Source organism: uncultured Flavonifractor sp., assembly GCF_944383115.1.
Classification (GTDB): domain Bacteria; phylum Bacillota; class Clostridia; order Oscillospirales; family Oscillospiraceae; genus Flavonifractor.
Window position 1 is genome coordinate 17,387 of sequence record NZ_CALWOJ010000008.1, and the last position, 19,279, is coordinate 36,665.

General features: G+C 61.3%; 15 protein-coding genes. 7 read left to right on the forward strand and 8 right to left on the reverse strand.

What is annotated here, in order from left to right:
• From Q0K43_RS01950 to clpB, 5 genes are all read right to left on the reverse strand, one after another.
• Positions 1–642 (reverse strand): YczE/YyaS/YitT family protein, encoded by a 642-nt coding sequence (locus tag Q0K43_RS01950; RefSeq protein ID WP_297288886.1) that lies wholly within the window; start codon positions 640–642, stop codon positions 1–3.
• Complete coding sequence (locus Q0K43_RS01955) at positions 639–1,070, reverse strand: MarR family winged helix-turn-helix transcriptional regulator (RefSeq protein ID WP_297288887.1); 432 nt, start codon at positions 1,068–1,070, stop codon at positions 639–641. The genes Q0K43_RS01950 and Q0K43_RS01955 overlap by 4 nt, the downstream gene beginning before the upstream one ends.
• Positions 1,071–1,279: 209 nt before the next feature.
• On the reverse strand, positions 1,280–2,347 hold the full coding sequence (locus Q0K43_RS01960) for a hypothetical protein (protein ID WP_297288888.1): 1,068 nt from the start codon (positions 2,345–2,347) through the stop codon (positions 1,280–1,282).
• The gene (locus Q0K43_RS01965; RefSeq protein ID WP_297288889.1) at positions 2,344–2,883 is read right to left on the reverse strand and encodes a sigma-70 family RNA polymerase sigma factor; all 540 of its coding nucleotides are present in this window, start codon (positions 2,881–2,883) and stop codon (positions 2,344–2,346) included. The genes Q0K43_RS01960 and Q0K43_RS01965 overlap by 4 nt, the downstream gene beginning before the upstream one ends.
• A gap of 130 nt (positions 2,884–3,013) precedes the next feature.
• Positions 3,014–5,647, reverse strand: coding sequence for an ATP-dependent chaperone ClpB (clpB, locus tag Q0K43_RS01970; protein WP_297288890.1), 2,634 nt, complete (start codon positions 5,645–5,647; stop codon positions 3,014–3,016).
• A gap of 210 nt (positions 5,648–5,857) precedes the next feature.
• Here clpB and Q0K43_RS01975 point away from each other — a divergent pair, with 210 nt between their 5' ends.
• The gene (locus Q0K43_RS01975) at positions 5,858–7,228 is read left to right on the forward strand and encodes an MATE family efflux transporter (RefSeq protein ID WP_297288891.1); all 1,371 of its coding nucleotides are present in this window, start codon (positions 5,858–5,860) and stop codon (positions 7,226–7,228) included.
• Positions 7,229–7,284: 56 nt separating this feature from the next.
• Here Q0K43_RS01975 and Q0K43_RS01980 read toward each other — a convergent pair whose 3' ends face one another.
• A complete protein-coding gene (locus Q0K43_RS01980) occupies positions 7,285–7,686 on the reverse strand; it encodes a hotdog fold domain-containing protein (RefSeq protein WP_297288892.1) in 402 nt (133 codons plus the stop codon).
• A gap of 145 nt (positions 7,687–7,831) precedes the next feature.
• Positions 7,832–9,202, reverse strand: a complete 1,371-nt coding sequence (gene murC, locus Q0K43_RS01985; protein ID WP_297288893.1) for a UDP-N-acetylmuramate--L-alanine ligase — start codon at positions 9,200–9,202, stop codon at positions 7,832–7,834.
• Between the two features lie 99 nt (positions 9,203–9,301).
• On the opposite strand from murC, the gene Q0K43_RS01990 reads away from it, so the two are divergent.
• From Q0K43_RS01990 to malQ, 6 genes are all read left to right on the forward strand, one after another.
• A complete protein-coding gene (locus Q0K43_RS01990; protein ID WP_297288894.1) occupies positions 9,302–10,297 on the forward strand; it encodes a CCA tRNA nucleotidyltransferase in 996 nt (331 codons plus the stop codon).
• A 196-nt stretch (positions 10,298–10,493) separates the two neighbouring features.
• Positions 10,494–11,843: an ABC transporter substrate-binding protein gene (locus Q0K43_RS01995; RefSeq protein ID WP_297288895.1), complete on the forward strand. Its 1,350-nt coding sequence runs from the start codon at positions 10,494–10,496 to the stop codon at positions 11,841–11,843.
• A 100-nt stretch (positions 11,844–11,943) separates the two neighbouring features.
• On the forward strand, positions 11,944–12,786 hold the full coding sequence (locus Q0K43_RS02000) for a carbohydrate ABC transporter permease (protein WP_297288896.1): 843 nt from the start codon (positions 11,944–11,946) through the stop codon (positions 12,784–12,786).
• On the forward strand, positions 12,786–13,622 hold the full coding sequence (locus tag Q0K43_RS02005) for a carbohydrate ABC transporter permease (RefSeq protein ID WP_297288897.1): 837 nt from the start codon (positions 12,786–12,788) through the stop codon (positions 13,620–13,622). The genes Q0K43_RS02000 and Q0K43_RS02005 overlap by 1 nt, the downstream gene beginning before the upstream one ends.
• A gap of 32 nt (positions 13,623–13,654) precedes the next feature.
• Entirely contained in the window at positions 13,655–14,662 is a 1,008-nt protein-coding gene (locus Q0K43_RS02010) for a LacI family DNA-binding transcriptional regulator (RefSeq protein ID WP_297288898.1), read from the forward strand.
• A gap of 4 nt (positions 14,663–14,666) precedes the next feature.
• Positions 14,667–16,160, forward strand: a complete 1,494-nt coding sequence (gene malQ, locus Q0K43_RS02015; RefSeq protein ID WP_297288899.1) for a 4-alpha-glucanotransferase — start codon at positions 14,667–14,669, stop codon at positions 16,158–16,160.
• 50 nt (positions 16,161–16,210) lie between these two features.
• Here malQ and Q0K43_RS02020 read toward each other — a convergent pair whose 3' ends face one another.
• Positions 16,211–19,228, reverse strand: a complete 3,018-nt coding sequence (locus Q0K43_RS02020; protein WP_297288900.1) for a phosphodiester glycosidase family protein — start codon at positions 19,226–19,228, stop codon at positions 16,211–16,213.
• Positions 19,229–19,279: the final 51 nt, after the last annotated feature.

A 19,279-nucleotide genomic window follows, 5' to 3' on the forward strand; every position in this document is an offset into this window, starting at 1 on the left:
TTATGCCAGGCACCGCTGAGCGAATCGCGCCATCGGCCGGTTGACCTGTTTGGCGATCAGGCCTACGCAGAGGGCCGCGGCCACCGTCCCTTCCCGCACACCCTCCAGTCGCCCCACAAACAGGATGGACAACAGACTGGCGATGAGAACCAAGGTGACGTCAAAGCTAATTTTGACATTGCCGAATTTGAGCGGGAAGACACTGCAGATCGCCAGTACCATTCCCTCGCCGGCCAAGGTGACCACGTTGGCAGTCACCTCAAAGCTTACGCCGATTCCAACCAGCAGGATACCAATGATGCAGAACACCCATTGCGTGGCATAGCCGGAACACACAATCCCGTCGGTGATCCAGACACTGAGGTCTGTAAGCCGTCCGAACAGGATTGCCACCGGCAGCTGCATCAGTTGAATGGGCTGAAAGCGTTTGCGCAGCAACAGGATCTGCAGCAGGACCAGAAAGGCGTTCATTGCGGTGGTAGCGTTACCCACTGTGAGTGGAGTAAAACGGCTCAGTACAAAAGGCAGGCTGGAAATAGGAGAGGTGCCGAGACCGGCTTTGATCGAGAAGGCGACGCCGAAAGACATGATCAAAAGACCCAGGCACAACAGACAATAGCGGGCTGCAAGACTGCGTTTCATTGGACGGCCTCCTCTTCTGGCTGTACGGCGGTACACACCTTATTCAGCAGGGACAGAAGCTGGGCCTGTTCCTGCGGGGAGAGCAGGGCGGCAGCACGGGTATCTGCCTGGTGAAAGAGTTCCATCATCTGCCGGCCAAGCGCATCACCCCGGGGCGTAAGGGAGACGTAAAGGGAACGGCGGTCTCCATTCCGCTGCCGCCGGCGAACCAAGCCGTCCCGCTCCATCCGGGACAGGATGCTGCCTACTGTGGCCGGTTCAATTTCACAGCTGGAGGCAATGGCCTTCTGGTTGACCTCTCCATTTTGAATCAGGCACTCCAGTATTTTTGGTTGGCCCGGCGAAAGGCCAAGGGTAGATGCCTGGGCCATCAGCCACCGATTCAGATTGGTGTAGGCTTTCATCAACAGATAATGCAGCGTTTCCATCGGGATACCTCCGGCTCAGATCATTATAATAAGTATACTTATTGTATCTATGCTTATTATAATGCAAAATCTGAAAAGCGCAAATACTATTTATAAAAGCGGTCATGTTTCTGCGACAGTGGAGGCTGGCCGGTGTGGGTCGTTCAACAACAACGAGACCCGGCGCTGACAGCCGCCAGGTCTCGTTGTTAGCTGTGCTGGAGGAAAAACTACGTCAGGGGGATGACCCAGTCCAACTCCACCCACTGGCTCACCAGTCCCTCGTCCATATCGTCATAGGCATAGTAGATTTTCTGGATGCGCACAGCGGTAATAGGCCCTGTGTCCTGCGTGAGCAGGATCTCCTGGGGATACCCTGCCATATCGCCTGAACGGCGGGGGACGCCCTGATAACAGGCGCCGTCGGCGCCGATGAACTGAACCCCATACACGGCCTCCGCCCGCAGATCCACCAGTGACTTCCACCACTCCGCTTCGTGGGACATGGCGCCGTAGAGGGAGAGGCTGCGGCCGTCTTTGGATACCAGGGCTGTGACAAGGACTTCTCCCACCTCTCGTTCACTGCTGACGACCTCTATGGTTTCCGGCGGGGCCAGCCGCAGCTCCACTTCCTGCGCGGCGTCGGTAAGATAGTCCTCCACCGACAGTGTACAACAGCCGGAGTCCGCGTCCTTCAGCTCAAAGGTAAAGACGGCCTGGGCATAAGACTGATAGCCCTGCTCCAGGTAGCGCAGTCCCAGATACGGATGCTCCGAAAGGGGAGAAAAGGGGATGCGTTTTCGTTCCAGGGCGGTGTATTGCCCATAGGGGTAGGAGCCGTTGTTGGACAGATCGGTAAAAGGATTTTGTCCGGACAGGGTGTTCCCGTTTTGCTGCGCGGTAACTTTGACATACAGATTCTGATAGGTGGACTCGTTCAGACGCTCCTCCGACTTGGACACCACCTCCAGAGGGACAAATAAGATGCCATCCCGGGCATAGGCGCCTGAAATGAGGTAAGTGCGTCCGCTCAGGGAGAACTCCACTTCTTTGCTTTGGATCAGCATATTCTGCCGGGCTTCCATTGCGCCTACGCCGGAGAAATAGTCCACGATTCGTTTCACCCCCGCTGCCAGGGCCTGATAGTTGGCCAGGCACAGAATCAGGGCCAGGCAGGCCGCCGCCGTCCCAAGCCGCATCCAGGGGATGCGCCGCGCCGCGGAGAAGGCCATGGCCTCCTCCGTCAGGTCCATAAGGTCCTCCTCTTCCAGCAGTTCGTCCCAATGGTAGGCTTTCATTTGGTGTCCTCCTTTCCGTCCCAGCCCAGCCCCTGTTGGGCCAGCAGATGTTTCAACTTCTTGCGCAGGCGGGCCACCCGGGCATCCACCCCGTTGGGGGACAACCCCAAACTCTGCCCGATCCGGGCGGATGACCACTGATAGAGGAAACGCAGGGTAAAAAGCCGCCGCTCCTCCGGCCCCAGGGCCTCCAGAGCCCGACGGAGGCCGTCCCGGAGGGCGGAGCGTTCCGCGTGATCCTCCGCCCATAGGACGCCTTCATGCGCCTCCAGAGGGTCCTCACGCCGGGCGGCCAGCCTGCGGCGGCGGTCCCTGGCCCGGCTGCGGACCAGTACGCAGAGGTAGGTTTTTTCGCTGCCTCGGGCCGGGTCCCACCTTTGGCGGCCCTCCACATAGGCCCATACAGCGTCCTGGACACACTCCTCGGCCTCCTCCGGGTGTCCGGGCAGCAGGGCGTCCGCTATCGTATCCAGCAACTTGCCGTATTGTGTCAGTATCCGTTGCGCCTCCAGGTCCCGGTGCATAGCGGCATCCATACCTCTCCCCCCTTTCATCCAACAGTACGACGTACAGGCGGAATACCTGACGGTGTTCCGCTCCATTTTATCAAAAAAAGCCCCTGGACGGGGGAAAACCCGTTCAGGGGCTGAATAGAGTTGGATCGGATCAGGCCTGGTCCACCACCTGGCCGGTGAGGACGCTCTTGGCCTCCACGGTCAGTTCGCCATTGACGCAGTCCACGGTGAGGGTATCGCCGGGTTCCACCTGGTCGGCGATGATCTTCCGACTGATGAGGGTTTCCACCCCGTGCTGCACAAAGCGGCGCAGGGGACGGGCGCCAAAGGCTGGATCGTAGGCGCTGTCGATGATGAACCGCTTGGCTTCCTCCGTGAGGACCACCTTCAGCTGCTTCTCACTGAGGCGATGGTTGAGTTCATTGACCAGCAGGTCAATGATGTAGGTGATGTTGTCCTTGGTGAGGGGCTTATAGAACACGATCTCGTCCAGACGGTTGAGGAACTCCGGGCGGAAGGAGTGGCGCAGCAGATCCTGCACCGCACTCTTGGCTTCCTGGGTGATCTCGCCGTTCTGGTCGATGCCGTCCAGCAGGTACTGGGAGCCCAGGTTGGAGGTGAGGATGATGATGGTGTTCTTGAAGTCCACGGTGCGGCCCTGGCTGTCGGTGATCCGGCCATCGTCCAGTACCTGGAGCAGAATGTTGAACACGTCGGGGTGGGCCTTCTCCACCTCGTCAAAGAGGATGACGGAATAGGGGTGGCGGCGGACGGCCTCGGTGAGCTGGCCGCCCTCCTCATAGCCCACATATCCCGGAGGCGCGCCGATGAGGCGGGAGACGGAGAACTTCTCCATATACTCGCTCATGTCGATACGCACCATGTTCTTCTCGGAGTCAAACAGGGCCTCGGCCAAAGTCTTGGCCAGCTCGGTCTTGCCTACGCCGGTGGGGCCCAGGAACAGGAAGGAGCCGATGGGCCGGTCGGGGTCGGCGATGCCGGCCCGGCTGCGCAGGATGGCCTCGCTCACCAGGCGCACGGCCTCGTCCTGGCCCACCACCCGCTGGTGGAGGATGTCCTCCAGGTGGAGCAGCTTCTCCCGTTCGCCCTCCATCAGCTTGGCCACCGGGATGCCGGTCCAGCGTTCAATGATGCGGGCAATCTCCTCCTCGGTGACCTTATCCCGCAGCAGGGAACGGGCCTTGCCCTCGTTGGCGATGGCCTCCTCCGCCTCCAGCTGACGGCGCAGCTCGGGGATGCGGCCGTACTGCAGCTCGGCAGCCTTATTCAGGTCGTACTGCCGCTGGGCCTTCTCCAGCTCGGCATTGGCAGCCTCCAGGTCCTCCCGCAGCTTCTGTACCTTGCCGATGGCGTTTTTCTCGTTCTCCCACTGGGCGCGCTTGGCGTTGAACTCATCCCGCATCTCGGCCAGTTCCTTCTGGATCTCGGCCAGATGCTCGCGGGACAGGGCGTCGTCCTCCTTCTTGAGGGCGGCCTCCTCGATCTCATGCTGAATGATCTTCCGCTGGATGATGTCAAGCTCGGTGGGCATGGAGTCGATCTCGGTGCGGATCATGGCGCAGGCCTCGTCAATGAGGTCGATGGCCTTGTCGGGCAGGAACCGGTCGGTAATATAGCGGTTGGACAGGGTTGCGGCGGCAATGATGGCGCCGTCCTGGATCTTCACCCCGTGGAACACCTCGTAGCGTTCCTTCAGGCCGCGGAGGATGGCGATGGTGTCCTCCACCGTGGGCTCGTTGACCATTACCGGCTGGAACCGCCGCTCCAGGGCGGCGTCCTTCTCGATATACTGCCGGTACTCGTTGAGGGTGGTGGCGCCGATACAGTGCAGCTCGCCCCGGGCCAGCATGGGCTTTAAGAGGTTGCCGGCGTCCATAGCGCCCTCGGTCTTACCGGCCCCCACGATGGTGTGCAGCTCGTCAATGAAGAGGATGATACGGCCCTCGGACTTCTTCACCTCGTTGAGGACGGCCTTCAGCCGCTCCTCAAACTCGCCCCGGTACTTGGCGCCTGCGATGAGGGAACCCATGTCCAGGGCAAAGATGGTCTTGTCTTTCAGGGAACCGGGTACATCCCCCTTGACAATGCGTTGGGCCAGCCCCTCGGCGATGGCGGTCTTGCCCACGCCGGGCTCGCCGATGAGGACGGGGTTGTTCTTGCTCTTGCGGCTGAGGATGCGGATCACGTTGCGGATCTCGTCGTCCCGGCCGATGACCGGGTCCAGCTTGTTCTGCCGGGCCCGCTCCACCAGATCGGAGCCGTACTTCTTCAAGGCGTTGTAGGTCTCCTCCGGGTTGTCGGAGGTGACCCGCTGATTGCCCCGGACGGCGGTGAGGGCCTGAAGTACCCCTTCCTTGGTGATATTATAGGTACGGAAGAGTTCCTTCAGCTCCCGGTTGGCGGTGTCGATGAGGGAGAGCAGCAGATGCTCCACCGACACATACTCGTCCTTCATAGAGGAGGCGATGGACTCGGCGGTATTCAGACACTTGTCCACGTCCTGGGCCACATAGATCTTGCCCTGCTCCCGGCCGGAGCCGGAGACACGGGGCAGTTTTTCCACTTCCGCCTTGGTGGCGGCGGTGAAGGAGGGAACGGTAAGGCCCATGTTCCCCAGCAGCTGGGGGATGAGGCCGGACTCGTCGGTCAGCAGCGCCAGCAGCAGGTGAGGCTGCTCAATCTGCTGGTTGCCGTATTCAGTGGCCAGGCTCTGGGCGGTCTGCACCGCCTCCAGAGATTTCTGGGTGTATTTCTGTGCATTCATAAAAAACACTCCTTTCAAAGGGCAGCTTTTTGTTTGTACTCAGTATAGTCTCCTGCACACAAAAAATCATGAACGGAGTGTGAATTTTTAGCACTCAATAATTGAGAGTGCTAAAACCTTCGGGGAATGGAGTGATTGGATGGGATAGCCCCCTTTACGAGCGGGGAAAAAAGAGGTATAATGCCGTGGACTGTCTGAAGGAGGGGCGAGATGAAACGGACCAACGACTTGGGACATGACCCGGTGTTTCGCCTGGTGTGCAAACTGGCCATTCCCACCATGCTGGCCCAGCTGGTCAGCGTACTGTACAGCATTGTAGACCGTATCTATATCGGAAATATTCCTCAGATTGGGGACCTGGCTCTGGCGGGCGTGGGTGTGTGCGGCCCTATCGTCACGCTGCTCAGCTCCTTTGCCTCCCTGGTGGGGCTGGGCGGCTCTCCCATTCTGGCCATGCGGATGGGGGAGGGGAACCGGAAGGAGGCCAGCCGGGTGCTGTCCAACAGCTTTTTTATGCTGCTGGTGTTGTCGGTGGGACTGACGGGGCTGTTTCTGGCCATGAAAGGGCTTCTGCTCCAGTGGTTTGGCGCCAGCCAGGCTACCTTCGGCTACGCCGATACCTACCTGACCATCTATACCGCCGGTACCTTCTTTGCCCTGATGGCCACCGGCATGAACAGCTTTTTGATTGCGCAGGGCTTTTCCGGCCTGGGTATGGCCACCGTCATGCTGGGGGCCGTCCTCAATATCGTGCTGGACCCTGTCTTTATCTTTGTTTTAAAGCTGGATGTGGCGGGGGCGGCCCTGGCCACGGTGATCTCCCAGATGGCATCCTGCGCCTTTGTACTCTGCTCTCTGCTGCGGAAAAAGATGCCGGTGCGTCTGCGGTGGGGTGGATTTGACCGGAAGATCATGCTGCGGATTGTCACCTTCGGCCTGTCGCCCTTCCTCATCATCGCCACCGACAGCGTGCTGCTCATCGTACTCAATACCGTACTCCAGCGTTACGGCGGCCCGGAACTGGGCGATACGCTGGTGACCTGTGCCACCATTGTCCAGAGCTATCTGCTCCTCATCACCATGCCCATGGGCGGACTGACCCTGGGCACGCAGCCGGTGATCAGCTTCAATTACGGCGCGGGCAACGCCCAGCGGATCAAGCGGGCCATGAAGTCCATCGTGGGGCTGTGCCTTACCTTCTGCGGCCTGATGACGGTGGTGACCTATACCCTCTCCCCGGTATTTGTCCGGCTGTTCACCCAGAATCCGGAGCTGATTGACCGGTCGGTGGGGTATATCAAAGTGTTCACCGCCATGATCCTGCCCCTGGCTGTCCAGTACCCGCTGGTGGACGAGACCACCGCCCTGGGCCATGTGCGGCTGGCGCTGTTTTGCTCCCTGTTCCGCAAGAGCGTGTTTCTGGCCTGCCTGCTGCTGCTGCCCGCCCTGGTGTCGGCGGAAGCCACCTTCCTGTCCGAGCCCATTGCCGACGCCGTGGCGGCCACCGTTACCACCATCCTGTTCCTTCGTTTCTTCCCACGTATTTTGGCCGAGCGAAGCGGAACACCTGCTGCACAATAAGAAAAGTCCGCCGCGAAGAAGTTCTTCGCGGCGGACTTTTTTCATGTAAGCAGGGATCAATGCTCCTTGCGCTGGCACTTCTTGGGGGTCACGCAGGTACCCTCGGCAATGGCCACCACAATGGGCTCATCCAGGAAATCAGCGGCGGAGTCGCTGATGTCGGGGCGGGGAATGGCCACCTTGCGGGCCTCAAACTTCATCTTGCGGGAGGTATTGCCGATGTGAGTGATCTCACCATAGGCCTCGATAAAGTCGCCGGCATAGACGGGAGCCTTGAACTCAATGTTGTTGTAAGCGCAGAACAGGCCCTCGTCGCCGTCGCACTGGATCAGCAGCTCGGTGGCTACGTCGCCGAACAGATGCACCATATGAGCGCCATCCACCAGGTTTCCGCCGTAGTGAGCGTCCTTCGCAGACATCCGCAGGCGGATCATCGAGGTGTACTTTTTCTCTTCCATGTCGATTCCACTCCTTATTCATATTTGTGAAAAGAGAACAAAAGGGACAGGACAACTGGTAATATTGTACGTCTCTTTTGAAACCTTGTCAACAGTTGAAATTAAGAGTATAGTTTTTTGTTGCATTAGCGAAACAAAGCGACGGTCAGGATTTCAGCAGCGCCTCACCGGCGGTATAGATATCCCCCGCCCCCACAGTGAGGATCAGGTCGCCGGGCCGGGCCAGCTCCTTCAGCTGGGCGGTCACGTCGGCCAGGGTAGGGCAGTAGATGCTGCCGGGGATCTGGTCGGCCAGATCCTGGGAGGAGATGCCGATCTCGTTGGTTTCCCGGGCGGCGTAGATCTCGGCCAGCAGGGTGATATCGGGCTGACGCAGGACCTTGACAAAGTCGTCGAAAAGGGCCTTGGTGCGGGTATAGGTGTGGGGCTGAAAGGCGCAGATGATCCGCTCGTACCCAAGCGTGCGGGCGGCGGCCAGCAGGGCCTGCAGTTCGCCGGGGTGGTGGGCGTAGTCGTCAAAGACCTCGGCGCCGTGGTAGGTGCCCTTGTGTTCAAACCGGCGGCCGGCCCCCCGGAAGGCGCCCAGTCCCTCGCTCACCGCCTCGGGTGATACCGCCAGGGCAATGGCGGCGGCAGCGGCAGCCAGGGCGTTTTTCACGTTGTGTTCTCCGGGGACGTGCAGCCCCACCCGGGTAAAGACCTGGCCCCGGTAGATGATATCGAAGACAGGCAGGCCCCGGTTCCAGGTCAGATTGGCGGCGTGGACGTCGCCCGTCTCCAGACCAAAGGTGAGGACGGGGCGGGTCTCGCCCTCCAGGGTGTGCATGGTATTGGCGTCGTCAGCGTTGGCTACGATGAGGCCGTTTTCCGGTACCCGGTCGGCGAAGGCGCGGAAGGAGTGTTCCACGTCCTCCAGATCCTTGAAGAAGTCCAGGTGGTCGGCCTCAATATTCAGGATGACAGCCACGGTAGGGAAGAAGGAGAGAAAGGAGTTGCAATACTCGCAGCTCTCCAGAATGATGGTGTCCCCGTGTCCCACCCGGTAGCCGGAACCCAGCAGGGGCAGGGTACCCCCGATCATGACGGTGGGGTCCATCTGGGCGGCCATGATGATATGGGTACACATGGAGGTGGTGGTGGTCTTGCCGTGGGTACCCGAGATGCACAGGGCGTTTTTGTAGCCCCGCATGATGGACCCCCAGGCCTGGGCCCGCTCAAAGACGGGGATACCCGCCTCATGAGCCCGAGCGATCTCCGGATTGTCGTCGTGGACGGCGGCGGTACGAATCACCAGGTCGGCGCCCGCCACATTCTCCGCCCGGTGGCCAATGGCCACGGGAATACCCAGGGCGCGCAGATGCTCCACCGTGGCGCTGTCGTTCATATCAGAACCGGTGATCTCCACACCCATCTTGTGGAGGACCTCCGCCAGAGGAGACATGGAGACGCCGCCGATGCCGATCAGATGGGCCTTTCGGCCGGGCGTCAGATAGTCGTGAATGTTGGGAATTGACATGGGTTTACACACCCTTTGCTTCAGATTATAATAGTAGCATCATAATTATAAAGCATTATAGGCAAATAGCAAGGGAAAGATACCGGGGAGGCGGAGAAAATGGAAGAAAGGCCCATTCCGGCGGGGGTGGCCCGCTGCCTGGAGACCCTGCGCCGGGCGGGCCACGGCGCCTACCCGGTGGGAGGTTGTGTCCGGGACCTGCTGCTGGGCCGGACGCCGGGAGACTACGACGTATGTACCTCCGCCCGCCCGGAACAGGTGACCGCCCTGTTTGCACGCACCGTTCCCACAGGCATCAAGCACGGCACCGTCACCGTCCTGACGGAGGACGGGCCTGTGGAGGTGACCACCTTCCGTCGGGAGGGAGGCTATGCCGACGGACGCCACCCCGACGGGGTGGCCTTTGACGTGGGCCTCACCGAGGATCTGGCCCGGCGCGACTTCACCGTCAACGCTATGGCCCTGGGGGAGGAGGGGGAGGTGATCGACCCCTTCGGCGGTCAGGCCGATTTGGAGGAGGGGCTGATCCGCTGTGTGGGCGACCCGGACCGGCGGTTTGGGGAGGACGCCCTGCGGATGCTTCGGGCGGTGCGCTTTGCCGCCCAGCTGGGGTTTGCCATCCATCCGGAGACCGAGGAGGCCATCCGACGTAACGCCCCTCGGGTGGCCCTGGTGTCGGGGGAGCGGATCAAGGTTGAGATGGAAAAGACCCTGCTTTCCCCACGTCCGGAGCGGGCGGGCGATCTGCTCCGCTGGGGCCTGCTGGCCCACCTGTGGCCGGAGCGGAACTGTCCCGATCTGACAGGCCTGAGAGACCTGCCGCCTCTGCCCATCCCCCGGTGGCGGGGATTCTGTACCGCCACCGGCTTTCCCATCGAATGTCTGCCGGTGGAGCGCACCCTGCGCCGCGGCGTCCGCCACCCGGAGGAGGAAGTTCTGCATCGCCTGGCCCTGTCCGGCGGGGAACTGGCCGCCCTGGGCCTGGAAGGCAGGGAGATCGGCACGGCCCAGCGGAAGCTGGCCCTCCATGTGCTGGATCACCCGGAGGACAACCGGCGGGAAAGGCTGCTGGAAGTGTTGACAAAATTAGACTAGATGGTTTTCGTATTTGGCATGTTGTACAAAATAACGGCATAGAATTTAAGCGCATAGCCGAAATTGGAGTCTTTGACAAAAAGATGCTTGAAAATGGAAGCGGGAAGGAGTAAGATTCAGTTACGGGAAGCTGGAAACGTTTCCATGAAACGTTTCCAGCGGATACATGAAACCATTCTGACAGGAGGAACTTAGAATGAAGAAACGTCTGTTTGCGCTTGCTTTGACCGGCGTTATGACGGTCGGCCTGCTGGCCGGCTGCGGCGGCGGCGACACCACTCCCTCCGGCGGCTCTTCTCCCAGCGGCAACGGTGACGCCACCGGCGGCAAGGTCTACTATCTGAACTTCAAGCCCGAGCAGGACGCTCAGTGGCAGGAGCTGGCCGAGCTGTACACCCAGGAGACCGGCGTGGAGGTCACCGTGCTGACCGCCGCCTCTGGCAACTACGAGACCACTCTGAAGTCCGAGATGGCCAAGACCGACGCTCCCACCCTCTTCCAGGTCAACGGCCCTGTGGGTCTGGCCGCCTGGAAGGACTACTGCTATGACCTGACCGGCTCCAAGGTGGCCGGTGAGCTGTCCAGCGACGAGTTCGCGCTGATGGACGGGGACAAGATGGCGGGCATTGGCTACGTCATCGAGACCTACGGCATCATCTACAACAAGGCCCTGCTGGAGCAGGCCGGCTACACCGCCGACGACATCAAGAGCTTTGACGACCTGAAGAAGGTGGCCGAGGACATCACCGCCCGCAAGGACGAGCTGGGCTTCTCCGCCTTCACCTCCGCCGGTATGGACGGCTCCTCCGACTGGCGTTTCAAGACCCACCTGGCCAACCTGCCCATCTACTATGAGTACAAGGCCGACGGCATCGACAATACCGACGCCATCAAGGGTACCTACCTGGACAACTACCGCCAGATCTGGGATCTGTACATCAACAACGCCACCTGTGAGCCCGCGCTGCTCTCCACCAAGACCGGCGACGACGCCGTGGCCGAGTTCGTGACCGGTCAGGCTGTGTTCTATCAGAACGGCACCTGGGCTTACAACGACGTGGCCGAGCTGGGCGATGACAACCTGGGTATGCTGCCCATCTACATCGGCGTAGAGGGCGAGGATAAGCAGGGCCTGTGTACCGGTACCGAGAACTACTGGTGCGTCAACGCCAAGGCTTCCGAGGCCGACATCCAGGCCACCCTGGACTTCATGTACTGGTGCGTTTCCTCTGAGACCGGCACCAAGGCCATGTGCGGCGGCGAAGGCGCCATGCCTTCCGGCCAGGCCGGCATGGGCTTCGTGATCCCCTTCAAGGGCAACCTGGAGTCCACCAACCCCCTGGTGAACATCGGCAACCAGTATGTGGCCGACGGCTATGAGTCCGTGTCCTGGAACTTCTCCACCATGCCCTCCGAGGAGTGGAAGAACGGCGTGGGTTCCGCCCTCACCGCTTACGCTGCCGACCAGACCGACGAAAAGTGGGACGCCGTGGTGTCCGCCTTTGTGGACGGCTGGGCCTCCGAGGCTGCCGCCGTCAACGGCTGAGTCTCAGGCATCCATATCAACTGCTGAACAGGCAGCGGGCGGGCGTTCTGCCCGCCCGCTGCCTCTGCCTTTTTGAGCAACGAGAGAGGAGGTCGATCCTTTGGAAAAGGCAATCAAGCGGTATTTTCCCATCTTCCTGCTGCCCACCCTGATCGCATTCACCATCGGCTTTATCGTACCCTTTATCATGGGTATCTGGCTGTCCTTCTGTGAGTTTACCACCGTCACCGACGCCACTTTTGTGGGCCTGAGCAACTACATCAAGGCCTTCCAGGACCCCATATTCCTCCACTCCTTCTGGTATACCGCCCTCTTTGCGGTGGTCTCCCTGGTGGTCATCAATGTGATCGCCTTCGCCATCGCCCTGGCCCTCACCCAGAAGCTGCGGGGTACCAATATCTTCCGTACCGTGTTCTTTATGCCCAACCTGATTGGCGGCATCGTGCTGGGGTATATCTGGCAGCTGATCTTCAACGGCCTGCTGGCTCCTATGGCCACCGCCCTCAACCTCAACGAGTGGTACGGCTTTTGGGGCCTCATTATCCTGGTGGCCTGGCAGCAGATCGGCTATATGATGATCATCTACATTGCCGGCCTCCAGTCCATCCCCGGCGACGTGATGGAGGCCGCCGCCATTGACGGCGCCAGCGGTCCCCAGCGGCTCTTCAAGGTCACCATCCCCATGATGATGCCCTCCATCACCATCTGCACCTTCCTGTCGGTGGTCAATGGCTTCAAGCTCTTTGATCAGAACCTGTCCCTCACCGCCGGCGAGCCCTCCAAGATGTCCGAGATGCTGGCTCTGAACATCTACAACACCTTCTACGGCCGCACCGGCTGGGAGGGCGTGGGCCAGGCCAAGGCTGTGGTCTTCTTCATCCTGGTGGTGGCCATTGGCCTGATCCAGCTGAAAGCCACCCGCTCCAAGGAGGTGCAGCAGTAATGAAACGGAAACAACGAATGAATCGGCTGGGCACCGGCCTGTTCACCTTCATCAGTATCTTTTATGTGCTGCCTGTTGTGGTGGTACTCTTCAACTCTTTCAAAAAGAAGTCCTACATCAACCTGGAACCCTTCAAGCTGCCCAACGAGACCACCTTTACCGGTCTGGACAACTACGCCACCGCCATCAACCAGTATGACTTCCTGAAAGCGGTGGGATGGACGGTGTTCATCACCGTGGGCTCGGTGATCGTCATCCTGCTCTGCACCTCCATGTGCGCCTGGTTCATCACCCGGGTGCGGACCCGGGTCACCAGGGCCATCTACATCCTGTGTGTGTTCTCTATGGTGGTTCCCTTCCAGATGGTCATGTTCACCCTGTCCCTGGTCACCGACCGGCTGGGCCTGGGCACCCCCTGGGGCCTCATCATCATCTACCTGGGCTTTGGCGCAGGACTGGCGGTGTTCATGTTCTGCGGCTTTGTCAAGTCCATCCCCATTGAGATCGAAGAGGCCGCCATGATCGACGGCTGCTCGCCCATCCGCACCTTCTTCTCGGTGGTGCTGCCCATCATGAAGCCCACTTATATTTCCGTAGGCATCCTGGAGACCATGTGGATCTGGAACGACTTCCTGCTGCCCTACCTGACCCTGGATATCAAGAAGTACAAGACCATCTCCATTGTCATCCAGTACATGAAGGGCTCCTACGGACGGGTGGACATGGGCGCCATCATGGCCGCCCTCATCATGGCGGTGATCCCGGTGGTTATCTTCTATCTGTCCTGCCAGAAGCACATCATCAAGGGCGTGGCCGCCGGCGCGGTCAAGGGGTAATACAGACGCTGAGGGACAAGAGGTGAGTTCCTGTGACCATCAAAGATATCGCCAAGCTGTCTGGCTATGCGGTGGGTACCGTGTCCCGGGTACTCAACGACCGGCCGGATGTGTCTGAGGAGGCCCGCGCCAAGGTGCTGGCAGTGGTGGAAGCCCACCATTTTACCCGCAACAGCAATGCCAAGCACCTGAAGCAGCAAGTCAGCAGCGGGGTGGCCCTCATCGTCAAGGGCACCCAGAATATGCTCTTTGCCGATTTGGTGGAGCGTATCCAGACCCGTATCCGGGACAGTGGATACCCCAGCTTGATCTACTACATCGATGAGGATGACGATGAGATCGATCAGGCCATCCGGGTGTGCCGGGAGCGGCGGCCTTTGGGCATCCTCTTCCTGGGCAGCAACCTGAGCCTGTTCCAGGCGGGCTTTGCCCGCATCACCATCCCCTGCGTACTGGTGACCAACTCGGCGGCGGGGCTGGACCAGCCCAATCTGTCCAGCGTATCCACCGACGACACCGACGGCGCCTGCCAGGCGGTGGAGCGGCTGATGGATCTGGGCCACCGCAATATCGGTATTCTGGGCGGCCGGGCGGAGCAGTCCAACGCCGCCCAGGCCCGTCTGGAGGGTGTCCGTCAGGCCTTTGCCCGGCGGGGGCTGCCCCTGGACGAGGGACTCCAGTGCGAGACCGCCCGCTTCGATCTGTCGGGGGGCTACGCCGCGATGGAGCGGCTGCTGGACAAGCTGCCCGGCATGACGGCTGTGTTCGCCATGTCCGACGTGCAGGCCCTGGGGGCCATGCGGGCCCTCCATGACCGGGGGCTGCGGGTGCCGGAGGATATCTCCATATTGGGCTATGACGGCATCGAGCTGGGCCGGTACGCGGTGCCCCGGCTTACCACCGTCCGCCAGGACGCCCAGCGGCTGGCGGAGCGGAGCGTGGATCTGTTGATCCACCAGATCCAGGACGGCGCGCAGTCCGTCCACGAATTGCTTCCCTATACCTTCCTGGATGGGGAGAGCGTGAAGGAAAGGACGTGAAGCGATGCGGACGGGCGGCATTCTGATGCACATCACCTCCCTGCCCTCCCCATACGGCGTGGGCACGATGGGCGCCTGCGCCCGGCGGTTTGTGGAGTTTCTCCAGGCGGCCGGCCAGTCCTATTGGCAGATCCTGCCCATCTGCCCCACCAGCTACGGGGATTCCCCCTATCAGAGCTATTCCACCTTTGCGGGCAATCCCTACCTCATCGATCTGGACGATCTGGCGGCCGACGGCCTGCTGGAGCGGTCAGACTATGAGGGACTGGACTGGGGGAGCGATCCCCAGCGGGTGGATTACGGGAAGCTCTATCAAAATCGCTATCCGGTGCTGCGGAAGGCGTGCAAGGCGCTGCTGGCCGCGCCCACGGCGGATTACTGGACCTTCTGTGAGGAAAACTCTTTCTGGCTGGAGGACTACGCCCTCTTTATGGCCATGAAGGAGGCCAACGGGGGAGAACCCTGGACTGATTGGGAGCAGGCCGTCCAGGACAGGGATGTGGTGGCCCTCAACCGGGTGCGCCGGGCTCTGGCCGCCGACCTGGCTTTCTGGCGGGGGGTGCAGTACCTCTTTTTCCGCCAATGGCGGGCGCTGAAGGACTATGCCAACCGGCGTGGTATCCGCATCATCGGCGACCTGCCCATCTACGTCTCCGCCGACAGCGTGGATGTGTGGGCCCATCCGGAGCAGTTCCAGCTGGACGAGCATCGGCGGCCCACCGAGGTGGCGGGCTGTCCGCCAGACGGCTTTTCCGCCGACGGCCAGCTGTGGGGCAACCCTCTCTTTGACTGGGACTATATGGAGCGGGACGGCTTTGCCTGGTGGGTACGCCGCATCGCCTATCAGTTTGAGATCTACGACGTGCTGCGCATCGACCATTTCCGGGGCTTTGACGCCTACTACGCCATCCCCTATGGGGAGTCCACCGCCCAGAACGGGCGCTGGAGGCCGGGGCCTGGGATCAAGCTCTTCCGGGCTGTGGAGGGTGCGCTGGGGAAAAAGGAGATCATCGCGGAGGACCTGGGCTTCCTTACGCCGTCGGTCCACCAGCTTCGGGACGAGACCGGATTCCCCGGCATGAAGGTACTCCAGTTTGCCTTTGACAGCCGGGATGGGGAGGGGCCGGCCTATCTGCCCCACAATTACCCCGCCAACTGCGTGGTCTATGTGGGTACCCACGACAACGAGCCCGCTATGGGCTGGCTGGCCACCGCACGGCCGGAGGATGTGGCCTATGCCAGGGAGTATCTCCAGCTGAATGGCCAGGAAGGGGAGAACTGGGGCATGATGCGGGCGGCCTGGGCCAGCGTGGGCCGCTGCGCTGTGGTGCAGATCCAGGACGTGCTGGGCCTGGGTTCGGAATCCCGAATGAATACCCCATCCACTCTGGGCTGCAACTGGACCTGGCGGGTGACGGAGGGCTTTGACAGCCCGGAGCTGGCGGCCAAACTCCACCGACAGATGGAACTGTACGGGCGGCTGCCCAAAACAAAATAAAAGCAAGAAAAAAGTGCGCGTCAGCGCACTTTTTTCTTGCTTGTTTCCTATTACAGCATGGCATACAGCAGCTTGGCCACCTCGCCCCGGGTGATGGAGTCGGAGGGGCGGATCAGATTGTTGTTGCCGCTGACCACGCCCTGGGTCACCAGGATCTGTGTGTAGGAGAGGGCCCAGGAGGGGACCTGACCGGCATCGTCAAAGGTCAGGTCATTGGCGGTGAAGCCCCTGGCCTGGGTGCGGCCCAGAATGGTCATAGCCTCTGCCCGGGTAATGGTGGACATGGGGTTGGCCAGCAGCTGGCCGCCGCTGGAAGCGCCCTGGAGGATCCCCAGGCTGTACATGGCCTTGATCTCATTGAGGGCCCAGGCGGGGATGGCGTCGGTGTCGGCGAAGGACAGTTCCACGTCGGCATACTGCTCCAGATCCAGGCCCATCCACCGGGCCGTCAGGGCGAAAAACTCCGCCCGGGAGATGTTCTTGTTGGGCTCATACTGGGGGGTAGCCCCGCCGGTACCCTGGGAGATGCCCTGATCGTACAGGAAGGTGGCGTAGGGTTCGGCCCAGTGGCCGGTCATGTCGCCAAAGGGACTGGTCCGGCTGGCGGAGGGCCCCACGTCGGCGGAGGCCCGGGCGAGGTTGCCGCTGGCGTCGCAGGCGGTGACCGTGACCCGATGGTAGCCGCTGTCGGCGGCGGGCAGGGTGGCGGTGAGGGTGCCGGACGCCTCGTTCCAGCTGCCGGTCAGAACCTTGCCGTCATAGGTGAGGGTGACGTTGCCCTGGGGAATGGTCTGGTCCAGGTCGTCCTTTACCGTGGCGGTGAGCTGGGTACCCTTTACCGAGACAGAGACGGTGGGGGCGGTATTGTCGGTGACCTGCTGATTGGCGGTGACCAGCTGATCCAGCCAGATGGAGCCAATCTGCCGCTCCGCGCCGCCGCCATAGATTATATCCAGGCTGGAGAGAGAGACGGCGCCGGTGGGCAGCTGGACCATCACATACTTCCAACCGGTAAAGTCCAGTGTGGTCAGAAGGAATTGCTGGGTCTGGCCCTCCTGGTCGGCAGCAGTGGCCATCAGAGTGTTGCCCGAGCCGTTGCCGTAGACCCACATGCCCAGCCAGCTCTCCCCGTCGGGAATGGCAAGGGTGGTGGTCAAGCTGGCCGAGCCGCTGGTGGCGTCGTAGGACAGCTTCACACTCTGCCTGCCGTTGTGTACGAAGTCCAGGCCGGTCTCCGCCTCAACGGTGGCAGTGTCGGTGTTCTGGAAGGCGGACAGGTCGCCCTCGCAGGTCTCCAGCGTCTTGACATGGCTGGCGATGGTCACAGGAATGGTGACGCTCTTGCCGCCGGCGGAGACGGTGAGTTTACCGCTGCCGCTCTCCTGGGAGGCGGTCAGTACGCCGTTGGCGTCCACCGTGCCCAGCGAAGCGTCCAGAGACCAGGTAAAGCAGGTGTCCTGGGCGGTGAGGGCCAGGGTGCGGTAGGCGGCGGAGGCCTTCAAGTCGATCTGCTGGCCGGGGTTCAGATTCAGCGAGGTAATCTTGGCGCCGGTGGACTCGTTGGAGATGGTAATGGTATCGGGGGTAGCCACAGTGGTCAAATAGGCGGTGCCGGTGTGTTCTCCGTCAGAGGCGGTGATCTGGAAGGAACCGCTCTGGCTGCCGGCGGTGAGCAGGCCGGTTTCATCGATGGTACCGCCGCCGTCGGACACCGACCAGGACACTTCGCCGCCCTCCGTGGTGTAATAGTTGGTGTCCAGTCCCACGGCGGAGAGCTGCATGGTGGCGCCGGAGAGCAGCATGGCGTCGGTGGGGGTCACATAGTAGCTGTCCAGCTCGCCGGTAGGCTGGAGATCCGTGGTGAGGAAAATAGCGGTGCTGTTGGACCGCTGAGCGCCGTCGGAGGGCCGGTTGATTACCTGCATTCCATCGGTGGTGGGATAGGTGGCGCCGATGGTGGTGGAGCCGCCGCCGTCCATCGCAATGGCCTCCACACAGCCCAGTTCAATGAGACGCTGGGCCGCCTGGGAGAGGGTACAGCCCACGCTGTAGCCGGACTGCTTGCCGTCCAGGGTGTAGAAGATCACGGTGCCGTCGGCTTTCACACCCACCGCCGTCCAGGCGGTGCGCTCGGTGGGCAGCCCGGAGGAGACCACCTTGCCGTCGGTAACGATCTTGTAGGTGCCGCCGATGGCCTGATCCACCGTGTTCCAGCGTTCGTCGGCGCTGGTAATGGACAGGGTGACGGTATCGCCGGGCTGGAGGGTCCGCAGACTGGCCAGAATGTCGGCGTTGTCCTTGGCGTTCATGGTGAGGACTGCCTTGCCGTCGGGAATGGGAATGCTGCCGGTGGACTCCAGTACCTGATCCACCGTATACTGGACCTCCCGCCCAATGGTGGGTTGGGTGGCATAGACCCCTGTGCCGTCCTCCACCGGGGTGAGGATCACATCCACGCCGGGATCGGTATTCTGGGTGGTGGAAGAGAAATCGGAGGTGAGCAGAGTAAGCCCGCCGCTGGTGTCGCTGGCGGTGAGTTTGCGGACCTTGTTGATGGCGCCGCTGAGCTTATAGGTGGCGCCGCCGAAGGTGACGTTGGTGGAGAGGGTGGGCTGACCGATGAAGCCGGTGCCGTCCTCGTTGAAGCCGATGGCCCAGGCGTTGTTGTAGTAGGGGGTGGCCCGCACCACGCCGTCGGTGACCAGCAGGCCCACGGTAGAGCCGGTGGACAGCACATACCAGTCCCCGTTGATGCCGGAGATTACCCGCTTTCCCTGACTTTCCAGGTTTTTCGCCATGCTGGACAGGGTGAGCTTGTCCAGTACCTTGTTGCCGTAGGCTACGGTGGGTACCACATTCTCATTGGGTGTGTATGAGATATAATACTCATGCCGCAGATCGGAGTATGTATCGCTCCAGAAAATGTTCTTGCCCAGGGTGGCGCCCTGAGACAGCGGGACCTGGCCGGTGTGCAGGTCCCAGCCCAGGGCGTACGAGGCCGATGCCGCGGTGACCGTCAGGGCCAGAGCCAGGCCGGCCGCGGCGCTCCGCCGGAAAAAATGCTTCATAGTTGTCCTCCTGTGGTCGGGTCAAAGGTTACAAAGGTTATGTTAACACAA

Excerpts from the sequence above, each read along its gene's own strand:
- Q0K43_RS01950 (WP_297288886.1), bottom strand. The coding sequence starts at position 642 with ATGAAACGCAGTCTTGCAGCCCGCTATTGTCTGTTGTGCCTGGGTCTT.
- Q0K43_RS01955 (WP_297288887.1), bottom strand. The coding sequence starts at position 1,070 with ATGGAAACGCTGCATTATCTGTTGATGAAAGCCTACACCAATCTGAAT.
- Q0K43_RS01960 (WP_297288888.1), bottom strand. The coding sequence starts at position 2,347 with ATGAAAGCCTACCATTGGGACGAACTGCTGGAAGAGGAGGACCTTATG.
- Q0K43_RS01965 (WP_297288889.1), bottom strand. The coding sequence starts at position 2,883 with ATGGATGCCGCTATGCACCGGGACCTGGAGGCGCAACGGATACTGACA.
- clpB (WP_297288890.1), bottom strand. The coding sequence starts at position 5,647 with ATGAATGCACAGAAATACACCCAGAAATCTCTGGAGGCGGTGCAGACC.
- Q0K43_RS01975 (WP_297288891.1), top strand. The coding sequence starts at position 5,858 with ATGAAACGGACCAACGACTTGGGACATGACCCGGTGTTTCGCCTGGTG.
- Q0K43_RS01980 (WP_297288892.1), bottom strand. The coding sequence starts at position 7,686 with ATGGAAGAGAAAAAGTACACCTCGATGATCCGCCTGCGGATGTCTGCG.
- murC (WP_297288893.1), bottom strand. The coding sequence starts at position 9,202 with ATGTCAATTCCCAACATTCACGACTATCTGACGCCCGGCCGAAAGGCC.
- Q0K43_RS01990 (WP_297288894.1), top strand. The coding sequence starts at position 9,302 with ATGGAAGAAAGGCCCATTCCGGCGGGGGTGGCCCGCTGCCTGGAGACC.
- Q0K43_RS01995 (WP_297288895.1), top strand. The coding sequence starts at position 10,494 with ATGAAGAAACGTCTGTTTGCGCTTGCTTTGACCGGCGTTATGACGGTC.
- Q0K43_RS02005 (WP_297288897.1), top strand. The coding sequence starts at position 12,786 with ATGAAACGGAAACAACGAATGAATCGGCTGGGCACCGGCCTGTTCACC.
- malQ (WP_297288899.1), top strand. The coding sequence starts at position 14,667 with ATGCGGACGGGCGGCATTCTGATGCACATCACCTCCCTGCCCTCCCCA.
- Q0K43_RS02020 (WP_297288900.1), bottom strand. The coding sequence starts at position 19,228 with ATGAAGCATTTTTTCCGGCGGAGCGCCGCGGCCGGCCTGGCTCTGGCC.